The organism is Bradyrhizobium sp. USDA 4501 (assembly GCF_054062115.1).
Window position 1 is genome coordinate 1,006,155 of record NZ_JBSSEX010000001.1, and the last position, 23,839, is coordinate 1,029,993.

The 23,839-nt window shown below is 62.4% G+C and carries 25 protein-coding genes; 14 read left to right on the forward strand and 11 right to left on the reverse strand.

What is annotated here, in order from left to right:
• Nucleotides 1-122: 122 nt before the first annotated feature.
• From ACVWZM_RS04850 to ACVWZM_RS04865, 4 genes are all read right to left on the reverse strand, one after another.
• Entirely contained in the window at nucleotides 123-1,556 is a 1,434-nt protein-coding gene (locus ACVWZM_RS04850) for a DUF1254 domain-containing protein (RefSeq protein ID WP_057015679.1), read from the reverse strand.
• A gap of 91 nt (nucleotides 1,557-1,647) precedes the next feature.
• A complete protein-coding gene (locus ACVWZM_RS04855) occupies nucleotides 1,648-1,989 on the reverse strand; it encodes an HdeA/HdeB family chaperone (RefSeq protein WP_456856624.1) in 342 nt (113 codons plus the stop codon).
• Nucleotides 1,990-2,095: 106 nt separating this feature from the next.
• Entirely contained in the window at nucleotides 2,096-2,764 is a 669-nt protein-coding gene (locus tag ACVWZM_RS04860; protein WP_225163358.1) for a hypothetical protein, read from the reverse strand.
• Between the two features lie 106 nt (nucleotides 2,765-2,870).
• A complete protein-coding gene (locus ACVWZM_RS04865; RefSeq protein ID WP_076833065.1) occupies nucleotides 2,871-3,257 on the reverse strand; it encodes a helix-turn-helix domain-containing protein in 387 nt (128 codons plus the stop codon).
• A gap of 217 nt (nucleotides 3,258-3,474) precedes the next feature.
• Between ACVWZM_RS04865 and ACVWZM_RS04870 the strand changes: the two genes are divergently transcribed.
• A complete protein-coding gene (locus tag ACVWZM_RS04870) occupies nucleotides 3,475-4,527 on the forward strand; it encodes a helix-turn-helix domain-containing protein (protein ID WP_456835290.1) in 1,053 nt (350 codons plus the stop codon).
• Nucleotides 4,528-4,541: 14 nt separating this feature from the next.
• Nucleotides 4,542-5,456, forward strand: a complete 915-nt coding sequence (locus ACVWZM_RS04875) for a hypothetical protein (protein ID WP_456815853.1) — start codon at nucleotides 4,542-4,544, stop codon at nucleotides 5,454-5,456.
• A 254-nt stretch (nucleotides 5,457-5,710) separates the two neighbouring features.
• Here ACVWZM_RS04875 and ACVWZM_RS04880 read toward each other — a convergent pair whose 3' ends face one another.
• Nucleotides 5,711-6,202, reverse strand: coding sequence for a hypothetical protein (locus tag ACVWZM_RS04880; RefSeq protein ID WP_233475478.1), 492 nt, complete (start codon nucleotides 6,200-6,202; stop codon nucleotides 5,711-5,713).
• A gap of 14 nt (nucleotides 6,203-6,216) precedes the next feature.
• Here ACVWZM_RS04880 and ACVWZM_RS04885 point away from each other — a divergent pair, with 14 nt between their 5' ends.
• Nucleotides 6,217-6,663, forward strand: coding sequence for a hypothetical protein (locus ACVWZM_RS04885; protein WP_076833062.1), 447 nt, complete (start codon nucleotides 6,217-6,219; stop codon nucleotides 6,661-6,663).
• 166 nt (nucleotides 6,664-6,829) lie between these two features.
• Complete coding sequence (locus tag ACVWZM_RS04890; protein WP_028331701.1) at nucleotides 6,830-7,063, forward strand: hypothetical protein; 234 nt, start codon at nucleotides 6,830-6,832, stop codon at nucleotides 7,061-7,063.
• 78 nt (nucleotides 7,064-7,141) lie between these two features.
• Here the strand turns inward: ACVWZM_RS04890 and cax are convergent, their stop codons facing one another.
• Complete coding sequence (gene cax / locus ACVWZM_RS04895) at nucleotides 7,142-8,245, reverse strand: calcium/proton exchanger (RefSeq protein ID WP_076833060.1); 1,104 nt, start codon at nucleotides 8,243-8,245, stop codon at nucleotides 7,142-7,144.
• 181 nt (nucleotides 8,246-8,426) lie between these two features.
• On the opposite strand from cax, the gene ACVWZM_RS04900 reads away from it, so the two are divergent.
• Nucleotides 8,427-8,981, forward strand: a complete 555-nt coding sequence (locus ACVWZM_RS04900; RefSeq protein ID WP_233475477.1) for a Spy/CpxP family protein refolding chaperone — start codon at nucleotides 8,427-8,429, stop codon at nucleotides 8,979-8,981.
• Nucleotides 8,982-9,079: 98 nt separating this feature from the next.
• Here ACVWZM_RS04900 and ACVWZM_RS04905 read toward each other — a convergent pair whose 3' ends face one another.
• Nucleotides 9,080-9,487, reverse strand: a complete 408-nt coding sequence (locus tag ACVWZM_RS04905; protein WP_076833057.1) for a GFA family protein — start codon at nucleotides 9,485-9,487, stop codon at nucleotides 9,080-9,082.
• Between the two features lie 249 nt (nucleotides 9,488-9,736).
• Here ACVWZM_RS04905 and ACVWZM_RS04910 point away from each other — a divergent pair, with 249 nt between their 5' ends.
• The 6 genes from ACVWZM_RS04910 to ACVWZM_RS04935 all read left to right on the forward strand — a co-directional run bounded on the left by ACVWZM_RS04910 (nucleotide 9,737) and on the right by ACVWZM_RS04935 (nucleotide 13,885).
• On the forward strand, nucleotides 9,737-10,690 hold the full coding sequence (locus tag ACVWZM_RS04910; RefSeq protein WP_057015687.1) for a metallophosphoesterase family protein: 954 nt from the start codon (nucleotides 9,737-9,739) through the stop codon (nucleotides 10,688-10,690).
• Between the two features lie 12 nt (nucleotides 10,691-10,702).
• Nucleotides 10,703-11,026 carry a cupredoxin domain-containing protein gene (locus ACVWZM_RS04915; protein ID WP_028331706.1) on the forward strand — a complete coding sequence of 108 codons (324 nt, stop codon included), beginning with the start codon at nucleotides 10,703-10,705 and terminating at the stop codon, nucleotides 11,024-11,026.
• A gap of 94 nt (nucleotides 11,027-11,120) precedes the next feature.
• Entirely contained in the window at nucleotides 11,121-11,678 is a 558-nt protein-coding gene (locus ACVWZM_RS04920; protein WP_168856432.1) for a sigma-70 family RNA polymerase sigma factor, read from the forward strand.
• Entirely contained in the window at nucleotides 11,675-12,445 is a 771-nt protein-coding gene (locus ACVWZM_RS04925; protein ID WP_168856431.1) for an anti-sigma factor family protein, read from the forward strand. The genes ACVWZM_RS04920 and ACVWZM_RS04925 overlap by 4 nt, the downstream gene beginning before the upstream one ends.
• 106 nt (nucleotides 12,446-12,551) lie before the next feature.
• Complete coding sequence (locus tag ACVWZM_RS04930) at nucleotides 12,552-12,959, forward strand: helix-turn-helix domain-containing protein (RefSeq protein WP_168857970.1); 408 nt, start codon at nucleotides 12,552-12,554, stop codon at nucleotides 12,957-12,959.
• A 2-nt stretch (nucleotides 12,960-12,961) separates the two neighbouring features.
• The gene (locus tag ACVWZM_RS04935) at nucleotides 12,962-13,885 is read left to right on the forward strand and encodes an IS3 family transposase (protein WP_456852134.1); all 924 of its coding nucleotides are present in this window, start codon (nucleotides 12,962-12,964) and stop codon (nucleotides 13,883-13,885) included.
• 90 nt (nucleotides 13,886-13,975) lie between these two features.
• Here the strand turns inward: ACVWZM_RS04935 and hpnO are convergent, their stop codons facing one another.
• Nucleotides 13,976-15,367 carry an aminobacteriohopanetriol synthase HpnO gene (gene hpnO, locus ACVWZM_RS04940; protein WP_057015689.1) on the reverse strand — a complete coding sequence of 464 codons (1,392 nt, stop codon included), beginning with the start codon at nucleotides 15,365-15,367 and terminating at the stop codon, nucleotides 13,976-13,978.
• A 102-nt stretch (nucleotides 15,368-15,469) separates the two neighbouring features.
• Between hpnO and ACVWZM_RS04945 the strand changes: the two genes are divergently transcribed.
• Nucleotides 15,470-16,099: a DUF2147 domain-containing protein gene (locus ACVWZM_RS04945; protein ID WP_057015690.1), complete on the forward strand. Its 630-nt coding sequence runs from the start codon at nucleotides 15,470-15,472 to the stop codon at nucleotides 16,097-16,099.
• A gap of 86 nt (nucleotides 16,100-16,185) precedes the next feature.
• Here the strand turns inward: ACVWZM_RS04945 and hpnN are convergent, their stop codons facing one another.
• Nucleotides 16,186-18,798 (reverse strand): hopanoid transporter HpnN, encoded by a 2,613-nt coding sequence (gene hpnN / locus ACVWZM_RS04950; protein ID WP_057015691.1) that lies wholly within the window; start codon nucleotides 18,796-18,798, stop codon nucleotides 16,186-16,188.
• Between the two features lie 449 nt (nucleotides 18,799-19,247).
• Here hpnN and ispH point away from each other — a divergent pair, with 449 nt between their 5' ends.
• Nucleotides 19,248-20,174 carry a 4-hydroxy-3-methylbut-2-enyl diphosphate reductase gene (gene ispH, locus ACVWZM_RS04955; RefSeq protein ID WP_076833051.1) on the forward strand — a complete coding sequence of 309 codons (927 nt, stop codon included), beginning with the start codon at nucleotides 19,248-19,250 and terminating at the stop codon, nucleotides 20,172-20,174.
• Between the two features lie 44 nt (nucleotides 20,175-20,218).
• Nucleotides 20,219-21,379 carry an adenosyl-hopene transferase HpnH gene (hpnH, locus tag ACVWZM_RS04960; protein ID WP_028331712.1) on the forward strand — a complete coding sequence of 387 codons (1,161 nt, stop codon included), beginning with the start codon at nucleotides 20,219-20,221 and terminating at the stop codon, nucleotides 21,377-21,379.
• Nucleotides 21,380-22,090: 711 nt separating this feature from the next.
• Here hpnH and ACVWZM_RS04965 read toward each other — a convergent pair.
• The gene (locus tag ACVWZM_RS04965; protein ID WP_168856430.1) at nucleotides 22,091-22,993 is read right to left on the reverse strand and encodes a Rossmann-like and DUF2520 domain-containing protein; all 903 of its coding nucleotides are present in this window, start codon (nucleotides 22,991-22,993) and stop codon (nucleotides 22,091-22,093) included.
• Nucleotides 22,990-23,832 carry a class II aldolase/adducin family protein gene (locus ACVWZM_RS04970; protein ID WP_168856429.1) on the reverse strand — a complete coding sequence of 281 codons (843 nt, stop codon included), beginning with the start codon at nucleotides 23,830-23,832 and terminating at the stop codon, nucleotides 22,990-22,992. Before ACVWZM_RS04970 ends, ACVWZM_RS04965 begins: the two co-directional genes overlap by 4 nt.
• Nucleotides 23,833-23,839: the final 7 nt, after the last annotated feature.

Sequence of the window (23,839 nt, forward strand, 5' to 3'; positions counted from 1 at the left end):
TCGCGCCCCCTTTGGTGCGGTGCGGAACGACCTGTACGGCTCGCTCAAGCGCACGATTCGCCCGCGCAAATTGTCACATTGATTCATGCCGGCCCGGTTGGAGCCGGCATGAATCCAGTTTCTCAGGCCCCGATCTTCTTGGCGGCCGGAATCGTCCAAGTGCCGTTGATGATCGAAGGGTCGGTTTCCTGCGGCCAATACATCCGCAGCATGAGTATGAAATCTCCCTCGGGCGCAGGAAGCCAGTTCGATTCCTTGTCTTTACCGGGCGAGTCTTTCTGAATATAGAGATCGGTCGAGCCGTCCGGATTTTCCTTCAGATTTTCCCGCGCGCTGATCGAATATCGGTTGAGCGGATTGTTCACAAAGAAGTAGCTGCTGTCGTACATGGTGAGCGACCAGAATCCCTCGACCGGAGGCAAGTGGCCTTTGGGAAACCGCATGACGTATTTGTTCGCACCATTGTACTTGCGGCCATCCGCATCCTTTTGCGAGGTCGGATAGACGGCATCCTGCGGGCGGTTGGCGCCGAGTCCGATCGCGGTTACCAGGGCCCGCATCGGGTAGTCCGTCCCGTAGATGCCGGTTTTCGTCGTGAACGCAAAGCCGTTCTCATCCGTGATGGCCTTGTTGACCTTGAACTGAAGCATGATCCTGTCGAATGACACCTCGGGCACACGCTTCAGGAAGTCCGCCTTCAGCTTGGTCTCGTCAAAGTCCCGCCCGGGTACGATGCCGATGCGGGCAAATTTGGCGAGCTGGGCCGCGTCTGCCGCGTTCGGCGGGTTGCTTTTCATGAGCTCGCATAGCAGCTTGAAATACGACACCGCGTCCATGCGATTGACCTGTTCGCGGACGGCCGTCTTCATGTCGATCGAAGGATCGACCTTTCCTGGAGGCGGTGTGTACGGCTTGCCGTAAGCACTGAGCGGAACGAGCTTGCACTCATCCTGCAGCTTGTGGACGGCGGCGTAGTCCTCCGGCGTTCCGGTGCAATAGATGCGGCCGAGCAGCCACACGATATTGGTGGGCGATTTGTACTCCTTCACGCCGTCCGGCAGCGTGCCCTTCCAGCCGGGCCCGGTGATGGCATAGGTTTGTGCACCGGTGCCGGTGGTGCGCTTTCCGGGCACCTGGAACACCGTCGTCCAGCCATCAAGCATGGGCATCAGGAAATAGCGCCCCTTCATGTCCGGGATGCTGAGGACCCACGGCTCTTTGCCGACGTCGAAGAAGGACGTGGTGTAGAGCGTGTCCGCGTTGGGCGCAGTGACGTCACGGAACGACGCGTCCGGATATTGACGCAGCTTGATGATATGGCCCATCGGCCCCCGCGTGCCCACGGGCTCCGCGACGTTGGTGATGATCCTCCGCGTCATCTCCATCGTCACCAACGGATAGCCGAATATATAGGCGTCGCTCGCGAGCCAGAAGTCCTCCAAGCCCTGACCGACACCCAGGAAAGCTCCCTCCTCGGCGACGGCTGGTCGACCTATCGCCGCTCCGGTGAGCAGACCCATTCCGCCGAGCGCAAGATTGCGACGCGTGATCTCCATTGTTCTCTCCTTTGCAAATCGAATGGTCTTCAAACAATCGTCAGGCTGCTCCCACTGTCGGCCTGCCGTAAAAGGTGTCCGATCCCGCGGGTCAGGGCTGCATCCTGATCCCGAGCGCCGCTCTCATATCCTTGAAGACCGCCGCGATCGCCTCGATGATGAGTTGATCAGGATGCGCCTTGCAATGTTGGATTACTTCGTGCTCGGCCTCGCGGGACTTCTTGATGTCGAGGTAGTGCTTGCGCGCAAGCCCGTTGTACCAACCGCTGTACCAGGCAGTGAGAAGGTCGGCGTCTCCCTGCCATGTTCCGGCGAGTTGCGCGCAGGTCGGCTTCTGAACGTCCAGATAGCCTTCGGCGTTGGCGTAGGCGCTGAGGTCTGTCTGCGCGTGGGCCGACTGAATGCCGGCGACGATCAGCGATGCTGCGATCATAGCGGTTCGTCTCATGATGCTCTCCTGTGAGCTCGCGTGCCCGGCTTAGATCGCGGCCGATCTTCCACCTGTCGGCCCGGCGGCTTCGACGCGACGGTCGCGTTGCTCAGTAACAAGGCGGATAAGGATAGTATCCGCATCGGGGGGCGTAGTACGGATAGGCTGCCGCAGCTCCAAGCGCGGCCGCACCCGCGACTGCAGCGCCGCGGTAGTAAGCACCTCGCCAGGCGGTGCGGCGGGCAACGCCGGCAAAAGACAGCGGCGTGAATGGACGACCGATGATGTCGATAAAGATCGACGCCGGTCCATCAGCCCCCGCAAGGTCGCCTTCGAGCATATCGACATCGAAAGTCAGCCTGTCGCCTTCGAGCTTGGGCGATTTCAAGACGACGACGGCGTCCGCTACCGATGATCCGTCTTTCCTGAACCCGGACACCGTGGCGTTTGGAGGGTCCTTTGCGAAATTGTCACTGCCATTGCCCCAATCCTCGACAATGCGCGATGTGAGATCATGACCGGCTGCCCTCACGGGCCGATCGGCGAACACGATCGCATTCGGTGAAACCCCCGTCAGCACAAGCTTCCCGTCCTTCAAGCTCGCACCGCGCGAGTTGAGGACGAAGAGCGATGGCACGACTTCCGGCTTTGCCTGACCTATCGACTTCTCGAGCGGTACGTGTGGTTTGTTCTCGGGTGCAGTTTGGGAAAGCACCTTATGGGGAGCGGCAATCAATCCGGCGACGCAAAATACCAACAGAGCTGAGCGAAGGGTCATGTTTGTTATTCCTTTAGGGAGCGCTATCTCGGCAATCAGCTTCGCTAAGCATTTCGCGCCAATTCAAATCGCGCGTCTTGCCATTTCGCGCCAATGATCGGAATTGTCATGGCCCAGCGGTGTGGGATCTCTTGCGATGGCCCGCTTGGCCCTGCCGATCGGCAAGTTGCCGCTGCCTGTAAACGATAGGTTGGATTTTCATCAAACGCACGAACCTGCGGCTGAAGCTGCTGGCGTTGCTGTAGCCGACGAATTTCGCGATTTCCGACAGCCGCTTGCTTGAGTCTACGAGCAAGCGGCAAGCGATGTTCAAGCGAACCTCCGCGAGTATGTCGCTGTGGCTGGTGCCCAGGCGACCAAGGTGTCGCTGCAACGTGCGCGAGCTGATCTTGAGGGCGCGAGCGGTGCTATCAAGAGTTGCGTCACCGTGTCGCAGCGACGCGACAATGACTGCGCGGACCGCCTGGGCTGAAGGCAATCGGACAGCTCTCATCGGTTGGTTTGAGGCGTGAAGCCCGTGCTCCTGCAAGAAAAACGACGCTTCAAGATAAAGCAGCTGCGTCCACCGATCTGGCCATCGGCCGCCAAAACTTTCGCGAACCGGAATTCGTCGAACGCGTCGTCGCAGCTGGTTTCGCGATAAAGACAACGCAAGACGAGTTCCGGCCTGCTAAGCTGCGATCGCGGCAAAACTTCTTGGGTAGGTAGTAATGACCGTCATTCCATTGACCCGTTGTCAATTTCTGATCCCGTTCGCTGAGCTCCATTCTGAAATAGGCGGCCCGACGGCAGCACTTCTCGCCAGATTTCAACTCCCGACGTCCTTTGAAGAAAAAGCGGATCATTACGTGCCTTTGCTGCCGGCGGTTCGGTTCGCGACGACCGCTCAGCAAAAGCAGGGCCTATCGGAAATCGCCTTTCGCGCAGCCCAGCGGCTCTCGTTCGAACATTTGAGCGAAGCCATGCGGGCGCGGGTGCGCCATGCGCCAACGCTTCTGGTTGCCCTGCAGCAAATTTGCCGGTGGGCGCCGTGCGAAGATACGATCCTCCAGCTATGGCTCGAGCCAAGCGGCGAGAGCTTGAAGATTTGCAGCAAGCTTACTGGAACGGAGGGCATTTCCCATCTTGAGATATCCCAGTGGCTTCAGAACATATTCGTCCTGCACATCGTCCGTCAGTTCGCCGGGATCAGTTGGTCTCCGAGAGTGATTGCGTTTGAAGCACTCTATACGCCGAGCCCGGAGGTCCAGTCGCATTGGCCGAACACGCGCTTCATGTCGGGTCAAAAGGCGTCATGGATCGAAGTGCCGGCAGAACTCCTCAGTCTTGCAAATCCCGCAAACGACGTTCGGCCGACGCCCGCCGATCACGAGCCGCAGTCATTCGGAAAGGACGTCGTCAGCGCACTGAAGCTAAGCTTGCCCTCCTACCTTGATCAAGGAGGCCTCACGATCATGCAGGCCGCCGAGATGATGGGCGTGAGCACCAGGAGTCTGCAGCGGAGACTTTCGCTCGCTGGTCTGACATATTCGGGTCTGCTTGAGCAGGCTCGCTTCAACAATGCGGCCAAGCTTCTGGGCAGCACAGAAATCAAGATCATCGACGTTGCATTCTCGTCGGGCTATGCCGACCCTGCCCACTTCACGCGGGCTTTCCGCCGGATTTCCGGCTGCACCCCACGGGAGTTTCGGCAAAGGTCGAGCAACGGACAAGCCACGATCGATCGGCCTGCCTCCCGATCCAATGGCAATCGCCGCGCCTAGGGAAGGTTCTCGCCTTGAACGCGCCGCCACGTAACAACGCGGGGCTCCTGGCTCCCGGATCGATCTTGAGCGCGGCATTGTGCGCGCTGCTTATCGCCGTCCCGGTTGCGCAGGCCTTTGCCGCAAACGATGATGGCCTTGCCAATGCTTCGGTGCCGACGATCTATCTCGACCTCAGGACGATCTACGCACAGGTTCCGGCAGGATCGCTCGCGTTCGGCTTTGGCCATCCGACGCTGTTCAATACGCAGACGCTTGCGACATCAGGCGGCGCGGCATTTCCGGTCGGCCTGCCAGCAGCGAAATCTCTCAATATGGATTTTCCGCTGACGGTCGATGTCACCGAGAGCGCCTCGCTTTATGCCGGCGTCTCCGGTAGTTCGACGAGCTTTGGAAGCGCCGGCTTTTCGTCCTTTCAAATCACAAGCTGGAACATCGGCTTCCAGGCCGACCTTTACGAGCAGAACGGTGGAACCTTTCCTACCGTGACGCTGCAGTCGACTATCACAAAGTCGATTCCCGATGGTCCACTGAGCACAACCTCCTTCAACAACATTCTCGAATTTGACTATGCGCTCGATTCCGATGAGACCAGAGGCTTCCTCGGCGGTTTCCAATACACGCGAACCGACGTCGACGGTGCGCTGGGAAGGATCAACCCGAACACGATTGCCTATGTCGGCGGCTACTATCAATGGCCGAACAATTGGAAATTTACCGGCCGCGTGGGCGTGCAATCCTTCGAGGGCGCGCAGCTTCTGAACCTCGCATCCATTCAGCCCTTTGCGCAACCGATCGTGCGGATCGATCTCGACCGCGTGGACGATAATGACAACCGACTGTTTGGCGTCACAGCCGAAATCATGTGGGTGCCGAAACCGGCCTATCAACTGACGTTCAGAACGCCTCTGTATGCCGTCAAGAACTAGCCGGCGCCCCGGCCGCCCGAGCAAGCAAGCACCGAGACCATCCGACGAGGGTGCGAGCGACCCGCCCCCGACCGTGCTCCTACGACAGGTAGTTCTGCCCCGGTCACTTTGACTGCGTCCTCTGCGGCCGTCACCGGGTCGGCCATCGGCGCGCCGGGATGCTGCGCCAATCGGTGCAGTGACACGGCCAAACAGTCATGGCGTCAGCCGTTACCTCAAAAACCGAAGCGCGCTCGCGGCAACCAATCGTCCGGCTATTGTTGATCGTCGATCGGTTTGACCGAGTAGGCCGGCGCGCGCACCGGCTGGATCGTCAGCCGATAGGCGATCAGGTTGGTGCCATCGAAGGCCTCGAGCAAGTAGTCGCAAACGGGACAGCGATACTCACCCTTGGCGCCAGGTTCGGACCATAGCTCCAACCGCCGGAAACCTGCGCCACAGCACGCGCACGTCACATCCGCTTTGCGCACGTTGATCCTCTTGGCTGCGTTCCGCAGGACGTAAAAACACCAGGTGAACTCGGCAATGAAACGATGGCTGTCGCCTGACTGAGGCGAAAAGCAAATGCCATGGAACTCACGTTCGCATTCCAGGCAAGATGCTTCGGCAGCAAAGTACAGATTGTGCCTGGGGTTGATGACAGCTGCCTGACCCTTTTGGAATGCGCGCCCTACTGCATTCCGTTGATCTACGTCAATCTCGCGAGGCGAAATTGTCGCAGTGTCGCCGTTCGCAAATTGTCCCATAGGGAGGACACGCCATGCTTCGTTGCATCCTCGCCGCTCTGGCGGCTCTGGTTCTCGTCGCTGTCTGCCTGATTCCTGATGACGCCTATGCCCGTCGCGGAGGAGGCGGCGGCTTCCGCGGCGGCGGAGGCGGCTTTCACGGCGGCGGGATGCGCGGCGGTGGCATGCATGTAGGCGGCGGAAGAGTTCACGGTGGAGGATATCGCGTTGCCGGCCGTCCAGGTGGCCGACCGATTGCAGGGCGTCCGGGCTATCCCGGTCGACCGATTGCAGGGCGCCCTGGCCGCCCGGTCGCCGGCTATCCCGGCTACGGCAGAGGCTACTATCGGCCGGGCTGGGGTTATGGTGCTGCCGCCGTCGGCGCTGCAGCCGCAGCCGGCGCGTATGGCGCCTATGGCTACTACGGCAACCAAAGCTGCTACTACAATGAATACGGGCAAATGGTCTGCCCGCAGTATTGATCCGGCTGAGCTGCAATGGATGGACGTGCGGTTGCACCGCACCGGCTCGCTGTCGAGCTTCGGTCAGGCATCGGCATGTCCATTTTGAATGGATCGATCGCAAAGAGACGCCATGATCGCCATCGTGGCGGTCCCTTGAATTTTGCTTTTCCAAGGAGACGGCTCGATGGAGTACGACGCCTTCACCGACGCGAGCCTTAAGATGATGTACGAGGCTGTTCGCGGCGCGCTCGAAGCCGACGATGAGTTCGAGGCAAACGGTGAAGATCCAAAATTCCGGGTCCGGTCGACGGCCGAATGGAAGCGGCATGCCAGCAATCTTGAGGCCGAGATTCTGAAACGGGGGCTCCAGATCGACATCATCGACTGGACGCGCGGTCAGAGCGAGCTACCGCTCTAAAGCCATCAGGGGTCCGCGTGAACGCGACGAAGAACACGCGCCCTCGTCCGGATTGGTGCCGGCAACGCTCGCCGTTGATCAAACCGGGCCGTGCGATCCAGGTGGCACCATGTACAGGGTCATGGCGAAAATCACGTAGATGAGCACGAGCAAGGCGCCGATAAACCATGCCGACCGTCCGCTGTTGGTGATGAAGCAGGACGTCACGGAGGCGATCATGACCATCGTCACGGCGCCCGGCCAGAACTGCAAATCCATCGGCTTCGGACCGACGACGTAGCTCAGAAGCACCAGTGCCGGCGCGACAAACAAGGCGATTTGAGACGCGCTGCCGAGCGCAATGCTGACGCTCATATCGAGACGGTTCTTGCGCGCCGCAGAAAACGCGACCGCCATTTCTGCCGCGGCGCCGACCAGCGCGACGATGATGAAACCGACGAACGCCGGGCTCAATCCCAGCGTCTCGCCCGCTTTCTGCACCGAGCTGACGAATATTTCGCTGACCAGCGCAACCAGCACCGTGACGACGAGAAGGGTGCCTAACGCAAGTCCGATCGGCCAGCCGGCGCCGCCGGTTTCGCCATGCTCCTCGCTTGCGAACAGCTCCTTGTGTGTCTTGAGCGAGAACAGCAAGCCGAGCCCATAGGCGCATATCAGCAGCACAGCGAGGCCCGTACTGAGAGCCAGCGCCATGGCCTCGCCGCGCGCCGGATCGAGGTCGGCGACAGCCGAGGGCGCAAGCAGCGCAATCGTCGCCATCAGCAGCAGCGCTGCATACATCCTCCCGCCGGCCCGGTTATATTCCTGAACGTGATGGCGGAGCCCCCCGAGCAGGAACGATGCGCCGAGCATGAAGAGTGAATTGGTGACGATGGCACCAGCGATCGATGCCTTCACCAGCATGTATTCGCCGGCATGCAGCGCAGCGATCGCGATAATCAGCTCGGTCAGATTGCCCAGGGTTGCGTTGAGCAAGCCTCCGATTGCGTCGCCCGTTTTCTCCGCGACGCTTTCCGTCGCGTGGCTGAGAAGGGCAGCCAACGGCACGATGGCCAGCACGGCGAGCACAAACAGGGCGGTGTGGGCGGACGGAGCTGCCGTCTCGACCACCAGCACAATCGGCACGAAGACAAGCATCCAGAATAATGGATTGTGACGAATTTCCTTGAGCAGAAGGTGCATGGGACCGCCCGGTCGGTGGGAGTTGGACAGCAATTTCTGAACACCATGGACCGCCCGCGCTTGATCTAGCTCAACCCGCAAACAGCCGACGTCGCTCGGTATTTTGCGAACGGTCAGAAGAGCGTTCCTGCCTCCGGCTCCCTGCCCCTTTGACCTAGATCAACCGGCAGCCGATCCGGCTATGTTTTCCTTCTCGGGACGTCCAAGAAAAGCAGCTCAGGAGTTTGCAATGACGAGGAACGCAGCCGCCGCAGCGATTGCACTTTTGATGACAACCTCGTCTCTCGCCATCGCAGCGGAGACATCCCCGACTGTCGGCGTTGCGCCACCCAGCGCCGCCGACCTGAAGAGCCTGACCGACATGCGCGTCGGCATCGTCAAGGCCGCCTTGCAGCTGACTCCGGATCAGGAGAAGTACTGGCCGGCCATCGAGGATGCGATCCGCACCAGAGCGAAAAATCGGCAGGCTCGGTTGGAGCGCATTGCCGAATTGCACGAAAACGGACCGATGGACGGAATGCATGAAGGCAATCCGGTCGAATTCATGCAGCGCAGGGCGGATCGGCTGATTCAGCGCGGGACCGACCTCAAGAAGCTCGCCGATGCCTGGGAGCCGCTCTACAAGACATTGAGCGATGATCAGAAGAGAAGGATGGCGTTCGTGTCGTTCGCTGTCATGCGTAGCGTGCGAAATGCGATCGAGCAGCGCGGCGGTCCGGAAGACGAGGACGAGTAAAGCCAAACGGGCGCAGGCGTCCACGTTGCGGGGCGATTCCATGTCGCGGCGCGCATCGCCGCTTCGCCAGAGGCAGCGCCGCGTTCATCAACCGGCGGTCATTCCGGCGGCGGAAAGCGATCGAAGGTCGGCAGCTCGTGTGCATCCTCCATCCAGCGCAGCCGCTCCGCGACCTGGATATGCATCGTGGCCGGCACCGCGTCGGGATCGTCATAGGTGCCGCTCTGGATGTCGATGAACCCGGGCAGCATGTTGCCATTGGTATAGAAAAGTCCGCTGCCGCAGTTCGCGCAGAAGTGCCGCCGGCCATGCTCCGAGGATCGGTAGATCCTGGGCTGCCCCTTGGTCACCTTGACCATGTCCTCGGCAACCATGATCCAGCCAACCATCGGCGCGCCGGCGTGGCGCCGGCAATCGGTGCAGTGGCACAAAGCATGGACGACCGGTTCGCCGGTCACCTCGTAACGGATCTCGCCGCAGTGACAGCCGCCGGTGACGTCCGCCATGTTTTCCTCCGCTGGATCAGTGGTTTGCCGGATCGATAACGCGGCGAGCAGCAATGCTTCAATTGCGCATCTTGCCCTTGCGTCGAGCTGTCGCGCGGTCCCCTGCGCCCACCGATCATGCAGACCGGCGTCGTACCTCACGAAATCGTCATCCCTGCCCTCGGCCCCGCCAAAGCGTCGGGAATAAAGCCCCGGCCCCGCCGATCATCTCCCCGGAAACCCAATCCCTGGGCCCACGGGAGACTTGCCATGAGCGGACACGATCACGACCATCGCGATGAGGAAAAAGGCGTTAGCCGACGCAAGGTGCTGGAATGCATGACCTGGGCCGGCACCGGCGTGCTGTGGACCGTCACCGGCGGCGTGCCGCATTCGCTCGGCATCGTCGGCTCGGCCGCGGCTGCGGAAGCTGCGCCCGGCATGACCTTCATGCAGATCAGCGACAGTCATGTCGGCTTCGACAAGCCGGCCAACCCGAACGCCATCGGCACGCTGGAAGAGGCCATCAACAAGGTCCGGGCGATGCAGGTCAAGCCGTCCTTCATGATCCACACCGGCGACATCACGCATCTGTCGAAGGCATCCGAATTCGATGACGCCGATCGCATCATCTCGCAGGCCAAGCTCGACGTGCACTACGTGCCGGGCGAGCACGATTTCATCGACGAGGAGGTCAAGCTCTACAAGGAGCGCTACGGCCGCGGCACCAAGGGTCCGGGCTACTATTCGTTCGATGCCGGCGGCGTGCATTTCATCGGCCTCGTCAACGTCGTCGACCTCAAGGGCGGCGGCCTCGGCAATCTCGGCAACGAGCAGCTCGAATGGCTGGAGAACGACCTCAAGGGCCGCTCGAAGTCGACGCCGATCGTGCTGTTCGCTCACATCCCGCTGTGGACGGTCTATCCGCAATGGGGCTGGGGCACCGAGGACGGCGCCCGTGCGCTGGAATACGTCAAGGGCTTCGGCTCGGTCACAGTGCTTAACGGCCACATCCACCAGGTGATGCAGAAGGTCGAGGGCAACGTCACCTTCCACACCGCGCGTTCGACCGCCTTCCCGCAGCCGGCGCCGGGCTCCGCCCCCTCGCCCGGCCCGATGAAGGTGGAGGATGCCAAGCTGCGCAGCATGCTCGGCGTCGCCAGCATCAACTTCAAGCAGAACAGCCAGCCGCTGGCGATCATCGACACGCCGCTGCAAGGCTGAGGGACAAGACCGATGAGTTCGATCAATCGACGCGACTTCGGGATCGCCGTGGTCGCGACCATGCTGCTGCCGGTCACGGCGGCCCGCGCCGAAGATACCGCGGTTCACATCGACAACTTCTCGTTTACCCCGCCCCAGCTCGAGGTGAAGGTCGGCACGACCGTGACCTGGACCAACCGCGACGACATCCCGCACACCGTGGTGTGCGCGGGCAAATTCCGCTCCAAGACCATGGATACCGACGGCACCTTCTCGTTCACCTTCACGGAGCCCGGCGAGTACAAGTATTTCTGCTCGCTGCATCCGCACATGACAGGCAGTGTCAAGGTTGGCTAACGTGACAACCCATACAATCACAACCATGCCCGGCCGGTGGCCCTCCGCCCCCGGCCGGGCACGAGCCGTCTCTCGACATGCCGGGCAGGACACGATGGTTGTCAACGCGTCGCAAGACGATCCCGAAAAGGCGCGGCGCTTCCGCGAGGCCGCGCTGCCGTACCTTGACGACGCCTATACGCTGGCCCGCTATCTGCTGCGCGACGCCGCCGACGCCGAGGATGCGGTGCAGGAATGCTATCTGCGCGCCTACAAGCATTTCGACAGCTACCGCGGACCTGCGATGAAGCCGTGGCTGTTCGCGATCCTGCGCAATGTCTGCCGGGCCGAATATGCAAGGCGCAAGACCGCCCCGACCGCGGTCGAGGAGTTGCCCGAAGGCGGCGAGCAGACCCCGTTGTGGAATGAAGCCCCGGAGACCCCGGAAAAGCAGCTGCTGCGCCGCTTCGACGGCGAGACCGTGCGCAAGCTGGTCGCGGCGCTTGCCGAGCCGTTCCGCGAGACCTTCGTGCTCAGGGAAATCCAGAATCTTTCATACCGCGAGATCGCCGATGTCGCCGCCGTGCCGGTCGGTACCGTGATGTCCCGCCTCGCGCGCGCCCGCGCCATGCTGCGATCGGCCTGGCTTGCGGAACAGGAGCAAGTGAAATGACCTGCGAGGAAGCCGAAGTGCTGATCCACGCGCTGATCGACGGCGAACTCGACGCCGGCCATGCGCGCGAAGTGGAAGCCCATGTCGAGGGGTGCGCGCATTGTGCCGCGCTCATGAAGGAGTATCAGGAGATCCGCCAGGCGATCGCCGAGAGCGATTTGCGCTACAAGGCGCCGCTCGAGCTGCGCCGCAAGATCGAGAAGTCACTGCCGCAACCGCAAGCGCAGGCGGCGCCGACCCGGCGCTCGGTGCTGCGCGGCTTCGCGCTGGGCTCCGCGGTGTCGGCGATGGCAGCGACCGGCCTTGTCGCGATCGTGCTGCGCAACGAAGACGAGCAGCGCATCGAGAACGAGGTGGTGTCGGCGCATCTGCGTTCGCTGCAGGCCGGCCACCTCACCGACGTGATCTCGACGGATCAGCATACGGTCAAGCCCTGGTTCAACGGCAAGCTCGACGTCTCGCCGCCGGTGATCGATCTCACCGCGCAGGGCTTCACGCTGATCGGCGGCCGGCTCGACTACGTCAACGCCCGCGAGATCGGCGCCGTGGTCTACAAGCGGCGCCAGCACGTCATCAACCTGTTCGTGGCGCAGACCGCGAACACCGAACGCAAGGCGGCGAAGATCTCGACACTGCAGGGCTTCAACATCCGCCGCTGGAGCGACCGCGGCCTGAACTACTGGGCGGTCAGCGATCTCGGCGCCGACGAGCTCTCCGAGTTCGGCGACAAGTTCGAGGGCGCAATGCGCGCCAACAAGGAGGGGTGAAATCTTGTAGCCCGGATGCAGCGAAGCGCAATCCGGGAACGGTCTTTGGAGTGCACCCCAAAAGTGAGACACGGGAAATTAGGGACAGTTCTCTAACGGAGAATGTATGTCCAACAAATCACCCCGTGTTTTCAGCCGAGAGTTTAAGCTCGAGGCGGTCCGTCGCATTCTGGCGGGTGAGCGCATAAAGGCTCTTTCCCAGGAGCTGAATGTGTTGCGTAAGGACCTCTATGCATGGCGCGATCTATTTCGTGCCGGCGGGGCGGAGGCGCTGCGGCCGATCGGCCGGCCGCGCAAAAGTGATGCGGTTGCGCCGAGCGTGAAGGAGCGGGCACGCGATGTTGCGACTGCCGACCCTGGTGCGCCGGAGCGCATTGCCGAGCTTGAGCGCAAGATCGGCCAGCAGCAGATTGAACTGGATTTTTTTCGGCAAGCCTTGCGGCGGGTCAAGGAAGCACGCCGGCCGAGCACCGGGCCTGGCGTGACGGGGTCTACGCGGTCATCCAGGCGATGACGATGCCCCCGCGGCAAGGCGAGCTGACGATCGAGCGGATGTGCGTGCTGGCTGGCGTCAGTCGGGCCGGCTATTACCGGCACTGGGCGGCTTCCGCCCCACGTGCCGAAGAAACCGGCGTGCGGGACGCGATCCAGCGGCTGGCGCTTGCCTATCGGCATTACGGCTATCGCCGGATCGCCGCCCAGTTGCGCCGTGAGGGCTTGGCGGTGAACGGCAAACGCGTGCTGCGCCTGATGCGAGAGGACAATCTGTTGTGCTTGCGGCAGCGGCCGTTCGTGCCTGTGACGACAGACTCGCGCCACCCCTGGCGCGTGGTACCGAACCTCGCCCGCGGCATGGTGCCTGATGGCCTCGACCAGCTCTGGGTGGCGGACATCACCTACATCCGTCTGCAGGAGGAGTTCGCCTATCTCGCCATCATGCTCGATGCCTTCAGCCGGCGCGTGATCGGCTGGGCTCTGGAAACGCACCTGGAGGCGCGTCTGGCGGTTACAGCGCTCTCCATGGCGTTGGCGGCGCGCCAGCCGACGCCCGGTAGCCTGATCCACCACTCCGATCGCGGCATCCAGTACGCCTGCGGCGACTACACGGACCTACTTCAGCGGCACGACATTGCCCCGAGCATGAGCCGGGTCGGCAATCCCTACGACAATGCCAAGGCGGAGAGCTTCATGAAGACCCTCAAACAGGAGGAGGTCAACGGCCAGACTTACCGCGATGCGCAGCATGCCAGAAATGCAATCGGCGCCTTCATCGAGGAGGTGTACAATCGCCAACGGCTACACTCGGCCCTGGCTTATCGGCCGCCAGCCGAGTTCGAAGCAAGTTTACCGCGATGCGGGGCTGCTGCGCAGCAGCCCCGCATCGCGCCCGTAACCCATCAACCCGCCCAGCCGCCTCAAGCGCTCGGCACCTGTCCCTGATTATCGTGTCTCACATCAGGGGTGCAGTTCACTTGCCAGTTGCGAGAATCCCGGATTTCGCTTCGCTCCATCCGGGCTACAGGTTCGAAACTACGCCGACTTGCGCACCGCGTTGTCGACCAGCGTCTTGCCGAGCGACCAGATCGCGCCGGGCACCTTGTGGCTGCCGGCGATCACGTCGTCGAACGACTTCTCGATCCAGGTGCAGTCCTCTTCGGTGATCATGAGCGGCGGCAGCAGCTTGATGGTGTGGAGGCCGTGGCCGGCGACCTGGGTCAGGATCTTGTGATCCTTGAACAGCGGCACCGTGATCAGCTGGCAGAACAGGCCCTTGTTGGCGGTCTCCAGCAGATTCCACGACGCCTTGAGCCGCAGCGATTTCGGCGGACCGAACTCAACGCCGATCATCAGGCCTTTGCCGCGAACTTCCTTCATCAGTTCATAGCCAGGCACCATGCGCGTCAGCGCAAGACGGAGCTCGGCGCCGCGCTTGGCGGCGTTCTCGACGAGCTTCTCGGCCTTGATGACGTCGAGCGTGGCAATGCCGGCGGCCATCGCGAGATCGTTCTTGGCGAAGGTCGAGCCATGCACGACCGCGCGGTCCATCTGGTTGAAGATCTTGTCGAAGATGTTCTTGCGCGTCAGCAGCGCGCCGATCGGCACGTGACCGCCGGACAGCGCCTTCGCCAGCAGCACCATGTCCGGCTCGATGCCCCAATGCTCGATCGCGAGGAATTTTCCGGTGCGGCCGATGCCAGTCTGGATCTCGTCGGCGATGAACAGCGTGCCGTATTTGCGGCACAGCGCCAGCGCGCCGGGCAGGAACTCGTCGGTGGGCATGTTGACTCCCTTGCCCTGGATCGGCTCGACGATGAAGGCGCCGACCTGGCGCGACGACAGCGCCTTCTCCAGCGCTTCGAGATCGTTGAAGGGAATCGGAGTGCAGCCCGGCAGCAGCGGCTCGAATCCGCCGCGGAAATTCGAATCATCCGTCAGCGACAGCGCGCCGTAGGACAGGCCGTGGAACGAATGCCCGCAATAGACGATACCGGGGCGGCCGGTCGCGCCACGCGCGAACTTGATCGCGGCTTCGACGGTTTCGGCGCCGGAATTGGCGAAAAACACCTTGTCCAGGTATGGAACATGTTCCAGAAGACGTTCAGCGAGCACGCCGGCGAGCGTCGAGACATCGAGCTGCACGAGATTGGGCAGATCGGCGTCGAGCACGCTCTTCAGCGCCTGGCGCAGGGCCGGATGATTGCGGCCAATCGCAAAAACGCCAAATCCGCTCAATAGATCAAGGTAACGAGCCCCCTGACGATCGAAGAGGTATTGGCCTTGCCCCTTCTGGAAGCCGACGTCGTAGCCGATGGTCTTGAGAACGCGAACGAGCTGCTCGTTGAGGTGACGCGTGTGCATGGCACCGCGCTGCCCCTCGCGCTCCACAAAAATCTCGGAAACGTCTAAATTGGAACTTACCATTCGTTACATACGTCGGTTGATGGCCATCTCGTCAACTTAAAACGCTCGCTAGCGGCGTTTTGACCCCCGCTCGGATCGTCCAGTTAAGCACAGGTTTGGACCATGTTGCACTGCCCAAGAACTTTCGCGCGTACAATAGCCTTTTCAGGTTTATTTTTGGCCACCGTATTATCACCGGCACTTGCAGCGGACCCGACCGGCGACTGGAAGGTCGCTGACGGTGTCGCCACCATCCGCGTCGCCCAGTGTAATGGCAACATGTGGGGTGCGGTGTCTTGGGAAAAAACCCCAGGCGGCAAGGATAAGAACAATCCTGATCCTGCGAAGCAGAGCAGGCCGACGCTCGGCATGCCGATCCTGATCGACATGAAGAAGAAGGCCGGCGCGGATGCGTGGGAAGGTCAGGTCTACAACGCCAAGGACGGACAGCTCTACAGCTCGACCATCAAGCCCGTCGGCACCGATCAGCTCGAAATCCAGGGCTGCGTGCTCGGCTTCCTGTGCGGCGGCGAGACCTGGACCCGCGTCGGTCCGCCGATTCCGGTGAGCGCCGCCGGCAGCCCGGCGGCGAAGGGCACCCAGCCCAAGTCAACAGCACCGCAGAAAACCACCGGTGCCGTGGCGCCGGCCACCAAGCCGGGGCAAAAGCAGGCCCCGGGCAATGCCAATGCGCAGGCTGACGCCGTGGGCGATATCTGCCTGCTCCCCGACATCGCGCGACCGACGCATTAGCGGAAACCTGCGGGAACACCGTCCGCTGACATCGCGGCTCGGCGGCGCCTGCCGCCAAGCCGGTTCGACAGCGAATCGCCAACGCGTCAGGTGACGTCGTTGGCGATGTCCTCCTCCTTGACCTCGCGCGGCTTGCCCATCAGCGCCGGCTGGAACAGCAACACCGCCGCGAGCGTGGTGACCAGCGAGAGCGCCAGCAGCTTGCCCATGCTGGCGGTGCCGGGATGGCTCGACAGCCACAGGCTGCCGAACGCGGTCGCCGTGGTCAGCGCGCTGAAAAAGATCGCGCGTGTCAGGCTCGACTGCAGCAGATTCGTCCTGCCCTGGCGCCACGCCGTGACATAGTAGATCTTGAACGCCACGCCGACGCCGAGCAGCAGCGGCAGCGCGACGATGTTGGCGAAGTTGAGCGGCAGCCCGATCAAGACGCAAATCTCCAGCGTGACGATGCCGGCGACGAGGAGCGGCACCAGCGTCATCAGCACGTCGACGACGCGGCGCAGCGTGAGCCACAGCAGCAGGCTGATCGTGACCAGCGCCAGAATGCCGGCGTGGATGAACGCCTTCACGATGACGTCGCCCGACTTCAGGATCGAGACCGGTCCGCCGATCGCGGTCGGCTCGGCGGCGAGCACGGCGTCGGCAAAGCGGCGCAGATTGTCGTTGTCGTTCGGATCGCCCTTCGGCTCCACCTCGACACGCATCAGGCCGTCCTTGGTCTTCCAGCTGGCGACGAGTTCCGGCGGCAGGTTCTGCAGCGTGACGGTCTGGGCCTGCAGCGTATTGCGGAGCTGATCGAACACGATCTTCATCGGCGCGACGAATACGTCCTGCGCCTTGTCGCGGGTCGCCTCATTCGCATCGGCGAGCTTCTGCAGCGCGTCGGCGAGCCGGCGCGCGGCCAGCGCACCCGGCCCCTTGCCGTCGCCCGCGGTCTTGCGCAGGCCGTCGACCGAGCTCTTCAGCGACTCGACATTCTCCTGATCCGACGGCGCCGGATCGACCGAATCCGGGTTGAGCGCGGGGCCGAGCGTCTTGGCCGCCTGCGCGATCAGCTTCAGCTTGGCCGGCTGGTCGTCGGGCACGAAGCTGTCGAGCGACATCACGCGCGACACTTCCGGCAGCTTCTCGAGCTTGGCCTCGATCTTCTTGGCGTCGGCTTCCGAGCGCGTCATCACATTGATGGCATTGGCGCCGGTGTTCGGATCCTTCCTCAGGTCGAGGAAGGTCGCGATCGATTCCACCTTGGAATTGCGCAGATTGATCGGGTTGAAGTCGAACTTCATGTAATGGAGCAGCGGCAGGCCCGCGACCGTGACCAGCAGCGTGCCGACGATGATCGGAACGCGATGCTTCTCCAGGAAGTTATCGAGCGGCGCCAGGAAGGCGTAGCCGACCGGCTCCTTCTCGCCGGGCGGATTGAGCAGATCGAGCAGCGCCGGCAGCACCGTGATGCTGGTGACGAACGCCACCAGCATGCCGGCGCCGGCGATCTTGCCGAGCTCCGAGATGCCCTTGTAGTCGGTCGGCAGGAAGCAGAGGAAACCGGCAGCGGTCGCCATCGCGGCGAGCGACAACGGCACCGCCGAGCGGCGCGCCGCGTTTTCCAGCGCCAGCGTCAGATTGTCGTTCTTGAAGCGCTCGGAGCGGTAGCGGACGCTGAACTGGATGCCGAAGTCGACCCCGAGGCCGATGAACAGCACGGCGAAGGCAATCGAGAGCAGGTTCAGCGAGCCGACCATCATCAGGCCGACCGCCGTGGTGATGGCAAGCCCGATGAACAGGTTCACGAACACGGCGAAGATGATCTTGCCGGAATGCAGCGCCATCCAGAGGATGACCAGCACGATCACCACGGTGCCGATGCCGTTGGTGATCGCGCCGTCCTGCACGGTGGCGTATTCCTCGTTGGCGATCGGCACCGGTCCGGTCAGGCGAACGCGCGCGTGATATTCAGTCGGGAATTTCAGATCGGCCGCCGCCTGGCGGATCGCATCGGTCGCGGCCTTGCCCGGCTCCAGCGCCGAATAGTCGATGATCGGCTTGATCTCGATGAAGGCGCGCTTGTCCGAATCGGTCAGCGGCTTGTCGCTGGTGAGCTCGCGCCACGAGAAGGTCGCGTTGCCCTTGGCGAGGACGGTCTCGACCGTCTCGGAGATCAGGTTGAAGGGCGGCGCGGCATTGTCGAGCTTGACCTGCCCGCGCTTGACGCCGGCAAGGCCGGTCTCGAGCGCGCCGGTCAGGCCGCGTATCGAGGGATCGCCGGCCATGATCTCGATCAACGGTGCAGCCGATTCGAGCTGGCCCGCGACCTTGCCGACCTCTTCGGTCGGCAGGAACAAGAGGCCATTCTTCTCGAAGAATTCGCCGGAGCCGAGCGCGGTGATCGCTTCGAAGTTCTTCTTGTCGGCCTGCAGCTTCGCGGTGAGCGCCTTCGCGGCCGAGCTGGTCAGCTCCGGCGTCGCTGCCTCGACCACCGCCAGGATCAGCCGCTCGCGATCAAATGCTTCCTCGAACTGGTTGTCGCGCTTGCGCCAATCGAGATCCGGCGAGATCAGCTTGTTGATGTCGGTGTTGATCGAGAAGTTGCGGGCCGTGTAGAAGCCGGCGCCGATCGACAACAGGACAGAGATAATCACAACCGGAAGGGCAAAACGCGTACAGGTTCTAACAACGGAGACGACAATATTTGTCAGCACTTCGTTTCTTTCTATCTCGGGGAAGCATGGCCGAAAACGCCCGCTCTGTAGCGGAGTTCCCGGGACCGATCTAATGTTGTTTTGGTTATCTTCCTCGACGGGACGGCGAGGAGGTTCCAAACCACAGGAACGGCCACGAATGGCCGGTATAAACCGCATCAGTGGGCGATAAAGTGACGAACAAGTGAGGGAGACGGACGGTCGCAGGGGTCGAAATCCACACCATACTACCTCTAACGCCCCTCGTCCGTGACCACGCCCCCATCGAACCGCTACCTTTTTGCCACAAATCGCTGTATTTCCATGCGCTTGGGGCGCAGATCCCGTCCAGGAACTGTGATGGCTCAGACATTGCAACTGACGTTGCGACGTCCGACCTGTGGAGTGCGTTGCCGAAAAGGCCGCAGGGCATTGAACGAGATTGGTGCAATTTGCGTAACGGACGTCAGATGGAAGTGTTTCTTGCTCAGCCGCGCGGCTTTTGCGCGGGCGTTGTGCGCGCGATCGAGATCGTCGAACGCGCGCTCGAGAAGTATGGGCCGCCGGTCTATGTCCGCCACGAGATCGTGCATAACAAACACGTCGTCGAGAGCCTGAAGAAGAAGGGCGCGATCTTCGTCGAGGACCTCTCGGAAGTGCCGGCCAAGGCGGTGACCGTCTTCAGTGCCCATGGCGTTGCTAGGAGCGTCGAGGAGGAGGCGGAAGCCCGCGATCTGCCGGTGCTCAATGCCACCTGCCCGCTCGTCACCAAGGTCCACAACCAGGGCAAGCGCTATATCTCGAAGGGCCGCGCCCTGATCCTGATCGGGCACGCCGGCCATCCCGAGGTCGAGGGAACCATGGGCCAGGTTCCGGGGCCGGTCCTCCTAGTCCAGAGTGTCCAGGACGTGGCGGAACTGAGGCTGCCGAGCGATACGCCGGTCGCCTACATCACCCAGACCACCCTGTCCGTGGACGACACCAGGGACATCATCGCGGCCCTTCAGGCAAAATTTACAGATATTCAAGGCCCGGATATCAGGGATATCTGCTATGCGACACAGAACCGCCAATCTGCGGTAAGGGACCTCAGCAAACTGGTTGACGTCATTTTGGTGGTGGGGGCCGCCAACAGTTCCAACTCGAACAGGCTTCGTGAAATCGGCACCGAGGTCGGCGTCGCGAGTTATCTCATTGCCGATGGGAGCGAACTCAATCCGGATTGGCTCAAGGATGCGAAGGCCGTCGGCATTACCGCGGGCGCTTCTGCGCCCGAAGTTTTGGTCGACGATGTGATCGAGGCTCTGCGGCGGATCGGACCGGTGTCGGTCTCGGTCGTTCCGGGCCGAGAAGAGAATATCGAATTCCGGCTGCCAGCCGAACTGACTGCGGGCTGATCTGAACCCACATCCCTTTGATAAGTGCAGAAAGAAATCGTCTAATGGCTATACCGTTCTTCAAGGAAATGCGTATCGGCGGTTATCTGATCAAGCAGAAGCTGCTTGGCCGCAAACGCTATCCGCTCGTGCTGATGCTGGAACCTTTGTTCCGTTGCAACCTCGCCTGCGTCGGCTGCGGCAAGATCGACTATCCCGATGCGATCCTCAATCGCCGCATGACGGCGCAGGAATGCTGGGATGCGGCCGATGAGTGCGGCGCGCCGATGGTGGCGATCCCCGGCGGCGAGCCGCTGATCCACAAGGAAATCGGCGAGATCGTGCGCGGCCTCGTGGCCCGCAAGAAGTTCGTCTCGCTGTGCACCAATGCGCTGCTGCTCGAGAAGAAGCTCGATCTGTTCGAGCCGTCGCCCTATTTGTTCTTCTCGGTGCATCTCGACGGCCTGAAGGATCATCACGACAAGGCGGTGTCGCAGAAGGGCGTGTTCGATCGCGCCGTCTCGGCGATCAAGGCGGCGAAGGCGCGCGGCTTCACGGTCAACGTCAATGCCACAATCTTTGATGGTCATCCGGCCGAGGAGATCGCCAAGTTCCTCGATTTCACCACCGAGCTCGGCGTCGGCGTCTCGATGTCGCCGGGTTACGCCTATGAGCGTGCGCCCGACCAGGAGCACTTCCTCAACCGCACCAAGACCAAGAAGCTGTTCCGCGACGTCTTTGCGCTCGGCAAGGGCAAGAAGTGGAATTTCATGCATTCCGGCCTGTTCCTCGACTTCCTCGCCGGCAACCAGGAATACGAGTGCACGCCCTGGGGCATGCCGGCGCGCAACATCTTCGGCTGGCAGAAGCCCTGCTATCTGCTCGGTGAAGGCTACGCCAAGACCTTCAAGGAGCTGATGGACACCACCGACTGGGACACCTACGGCACCGGCAAGTACGAGAAGTGCGCCGACTGTATGGCCCATTGCGGCTACGAGCCGACCGCGGCGACCGCCGCGATCAACAATCCGCTGAAGGCGATGTGGGTTGCGCTGCGCGGCATCAGGACATCGGGCCCGATGGCGCCCGAGATCGACATGTCGAAGCAGCGTCCGGCGCAGTACATCTTCGCCGAGCAGGTGCAGAAGAAGCTCTCGGAGATCCGCCGCGACGAGGCTGCGGCCGCCGCCGCCAAGCAGCAAGCGAAGGCCTCGACCGCCGCCTGACGCGCGATGTGAGCGAAAGCAGAAATCGGGATAGGGGGGAGCCTCGCAGCCCTCCCCTCCCACACCACCGTACATACGGGTCCGTATACGGCGGTTCGCTGGATTAAGCGGCAAGAGTTGTTCTGTTGCCGCCGTAGTTTGGGTGTCAGCAATCGTCGCGCCAGCTTCGACTCCTCTGATCAGCGTCAGTCAGGGTTTCACCCCTTCCCGCCGTTCCGAGGCCAGTTGCCCGGAATTCAGTCGCATGGCCGATGCGATATCGCTGCATCTACTCGTCACTTCCAGCGTTCAGGCCTTCGGCGAAACTCGTTCCGCCTACTATGCCCTCTGCTGACTTCTGCACTGCGGTCAGATCGCCTTACGACGACCTCAGTCTCGTTGCCGAGACGCAGCGCAGATCTCCCGAGGTAAGATCGACCGCCTTCGCCGCACGCCCGCCGGATTTACCACCCCGCCCCTTGATGACCGTGGACTTCGCGATCACGTGCTCGCTCGTCCGGCCGGGTAGGCCTCGTTATCCGGTTTTTGTCCATCGGGCCGCGGCTTTGCTCCACGCTTCCTTCAGACCCCACCTCGCGATGACGCCCTTGCGCTTCGCTAATCCTTCACCGTCATCAGGTTGGATAGAGGACTTCCACCTCCAAGCTGCCGGTCATGCTCGGCACACACATGAAAGCCCCGGTTCAGCGAACCGGGGCTTTTTTCTTTGAATCAGGATGCCGCATGCTCTTCCGATCTCGTGCGCAGAAGCAATCTCTCGATCTCTGCCGCGCGCGGTGCACTGAGTGTGCCGCGCTCGATCCCGAGCGGGACGTTGCGCAGGGCGAGCTCGCGATACAGCGCGCCGGAGGGAGGAAAGCGCTCATCCAGCGCCCGGAGATGCTTGAGGATCGTTCCGACGTCGCCGCGCGCCACGCAGCCGCCCATGCCGTTGGCGAGGCCACCGTCGAGAACAGCCGCGACCGTCCCCCGCAGCAGCGGCATCATCGCGCGCAACGCGTCGGTCTCGCTGGCGCCAAAGCTCTTCCAGAGCTCGACGCCCTCCTTGAGCAGCGCGATCAGGAACGGACCGACGTAATAGGCGGACGCATGATAGAGCGCCCGCGCACCGGCCGGCAGCGCGAGCGGTTCACACCCGATGCGGGTCGCAAGCAATTCCAGGTCACGCCTGAAGTCGCCCTCTGCCTCGATGCCGACGGTGCATCCGCGCAACCCCTCGAGCGCGACGTCGGGATTGGCAAACATCTGCATCGGATGAAATCCGCCGGTCGCGGCGCCTGCGGATTTCGCATGATCGAGCGCGGCCAGTTCGGTCGCGCCGCTGCAATGAACCACGCGGTGACGCGGCTCCCAGCGCAAGTCGCGGCAGACCGGCAGGATCGCATCGTCGCTCACGGTCAGGAAAACCATGTCGCAGCGGTCGACGACCTGCTGCGCATCCGTCATCGGCCGCGCCGACGGGATGCGGGATCCGAGCCGCTGCGCGGCATCGGCACCGCGGTTGTAGAACGCCGCGACGTTCAGCCCCGCGCAGGCGAAGGCCGGCGCGAGCGTCTGCGCCACGCGGCCGGCGCCGATGAAGCCGATCCGCAACGCCGCCAGCGCCGTGCTCATTGCGCGTAGCTCCCGTCGATGCGGTCGAGCCTGCGCCGCAGCGCCGGCCGTTCCAGCAGGCCGTACCCGGCTTGCAGATTTTGCGCCGCTTCATTCAGCACCGGATTGGTGTCGCGCTCATTGTCCAGCGTGATCTCGGTGCCGGCAAAACAGGTCACCGTGTTGCCGATCGCCATCTCGGTCGGCGCATGCAGCGGCCGGCCACAGCCGAGCGCGTCGACCTGGATCCGGCAGGCCTGCTCCAGCCAGTAGATCGCGTTGAACGCCTGCGGAATCGTGTTGCCGCACACCAGGAGGCCATGATTGCGCAACACCAGCACATTGTTGCGACCGAGATCAGCGACGACCCGGTCGCATTCCTCCCGATCGATCGCCGGCCCCTCGAAATCGTGATAACCGATCCGACCGTGAAACCGCATCGCCGTCTGCGACAGCGGCAACAGCCCTTCGGCAAGCGCGCTGACCGCGGTGCCAGCCCTGGTGTGGGTATGGAGAACGCAGTTCACGTCGGGCCGCGCGCGATGGATCGGGGCGTGCAGATAGAAGCCGGCCACGTTGACGTTGTAGCCGTGGTCGGGCTGCAGCAGGGTCCGGCCCTCGATGTCGATCTTGACGAGGCTCGACGCCGTGATCTCCTCGTACAGCATGCCATAGGGATTGATCAGATACTGATCGTGATGCCCCGGGACCTGTGCACTGATGTGATTGTAGATCAGGTCGGTCATTCCGTAGAGCGCGACCAGGCGGTAGCACGCCGCAAGGTCGACGCGGGTTGCCCACTCCTCGTCTCCGACGACGGCCCTGACATCGCTGACGGCACAAACTTCGGTCTGACGCATGACTTGG

Excerpts from the sequence above, each read along its gene's own strand:
- ispH (WP_076833051.1), top strand. The coding sequence starts at position 19,248 with ATGGAAGTGTTTCTTGCTCAGCCGCGCGGCTTTTGCGCGGGCGTTGTG.
- ACVWZM_RS04930 (WP_168857970.1), top strand. The coding sequence starts at position 12,552 with ATGTCCAACAAATCACCCCGTGTTTTCAGCCGAGAGTTTAAGCTCGAG.
- ACVWZM_RS04855 (WP_456856624.1), bottom strand. The coding sequence starts at position 1,989 with ATGATCGCAGCATCGCTGATCGTCGCCGGCATTCAGTCGGCCCACGCG.
- ACVWZM_RS04935 (WP_456852134.1), top strand. The coding sequence starts at position 12,962 with ATGCCCCCGCGGCAAGGCGAGCTGACGATCGAGCGGATGTGCGTGCTG.
- ACVWZM_RS04885 (WP_076833062.1), top strand. The coding sequence starts at position 6,217 with ATGCTTCGTTGCATCCTCGCCGCTCTGGCGGCTCTGGTTCTCGTCGCT.
- ACVWZM_RS04850 (WP_057015679.1), bottom strand. The coding sequence starts at position 1,556 with ATGGAGATCACGCGTCGCAATCTTGCGCTCGGCGGAATGGGTCTGCTC.
- ACVWZM_RS04860 (WP_225163358.1), bottom strand. The coding sequence starts at position 2,764 with ATGACCCTTCGCTCAGCTCTGTTGGTATTTTGCGTCGCCGGATTGATT.
- hpnO (WP_057015689.1), bottom strand. The coding sequence starts at position 15,367 with ATGGTAAGTTCCAATTTAGACGTTTCCGAGATTTTTGTGGAGCGCGAG.
- cax (WP_076833060.1), bottom strand. The coding sequence starts at position 8,245 with ATGCACCTTCTGCTCAAGGAAATTCGTCACAATCCATTATTCTGGATG.
- ACVWZM_RS04865 (WP_076833065.1), bottom strand. The coding sequence starts at position 3,257 with ATGAGAGCTGTCCGATTGCCTTCAGCCCAGGCGGTCCGCGCAGTCATT.
- ACVWZM_RS04925 (WP_168856431.1), top strand. The coding sequence starts at position 11,675 with ATGACCTGCGAGGAAGCCGAAGTGCTGATCCACGCGCTGATCGACGGC.
- ACVWZM_RS04970 (WP_168856429.1), bottom strand. The coding sequence starts at position 23,832 with ATGCGTCAGACCGAAGTTTGTGCCGTCAGCGATGTCAGGGCCGTCGTC.
- ACVWZM_RS04870 (WP_456835290.1), top strand. The coding sequence starts at position 3,475 with ATGACCGTCATTCCATTGACCCGTTGTCAATTTCTGATCCCGTTCGCT.
- hpnH (WP_028331712.1), top strand. The coding sequence starts at position 20,219 with ATGGCTATACCGTTCTTCAAGGAAATGCGTATCGGCGGTTATCTGATC.
- ACVWZM_RS04880 (WP_233475478.1), bottom strand. The coding sequence starts at position 6,202 with ATGGGACAATTTGCGAACGGCGACACTGCGACAATTTCGCCTCGCGAG.
- ACVWZM_RS04945 (WP_057015690.1), top strand. The coding sequence starts at position 15,470 with ATGTTGCACTGCCCAAGAACTTTCGCGCGTACAATAGCCTTTTCAGGT.
- ACVWZM_RS04910 (WP_057015687.1), top strand. The coding sequence starts at position 9,737 with ATGAGCGGACACGATCACGACCATCGCGATGAGGAAAAAGGCGTTAGC.
- ACVWZM_RS04900 (WP_233475477.1), top strand. The coding sequence starts at position 8,427 with ATGTTTTCCTTCTCGGGACGTCCAAGAAAAGCAGCTCAGGAGTTTGCA.
- ACVWZM_RS04890 (WP_028331701.1), top strand. The coding sequence starts at position 6,830 with ATGGAGTACGACGCCTTCACCGACGCGAGCCTTAAGATGATGTACGAG.
- ACVWZM_RS04915 (WP_028331706.1), top strand. The coding sequence starts at position 10,703 with ATGAGTTCGATCAATCGACGCGACTTCGGGATCGCCGTGGTCGCGACC.
- ACVWZM_RS04920 (WP_168856432.1), top strand. The coding sequence starts at position 11,121 with ATGGTTGTCAACGCGTCGCAAGACGATCCCGAAAAGGCGCGGCGCTTC.
- ACVWZM_RS04905 (WP_076833057.1), bottom strand. The coding sequence starts at position 9,487 with ATGGCGGACGTCACCGGCGGCTGTCACTGCGGCGAGATCCGTTACGAG.
- ACVWZM_RS04965 (WP_168856430.1), bottom strand. The coding sequence starts at position 22,993 with ATGAGCACGGCGCTGGCGGCGTTGCGGATCGGCTTCATCGGCGCCGGC.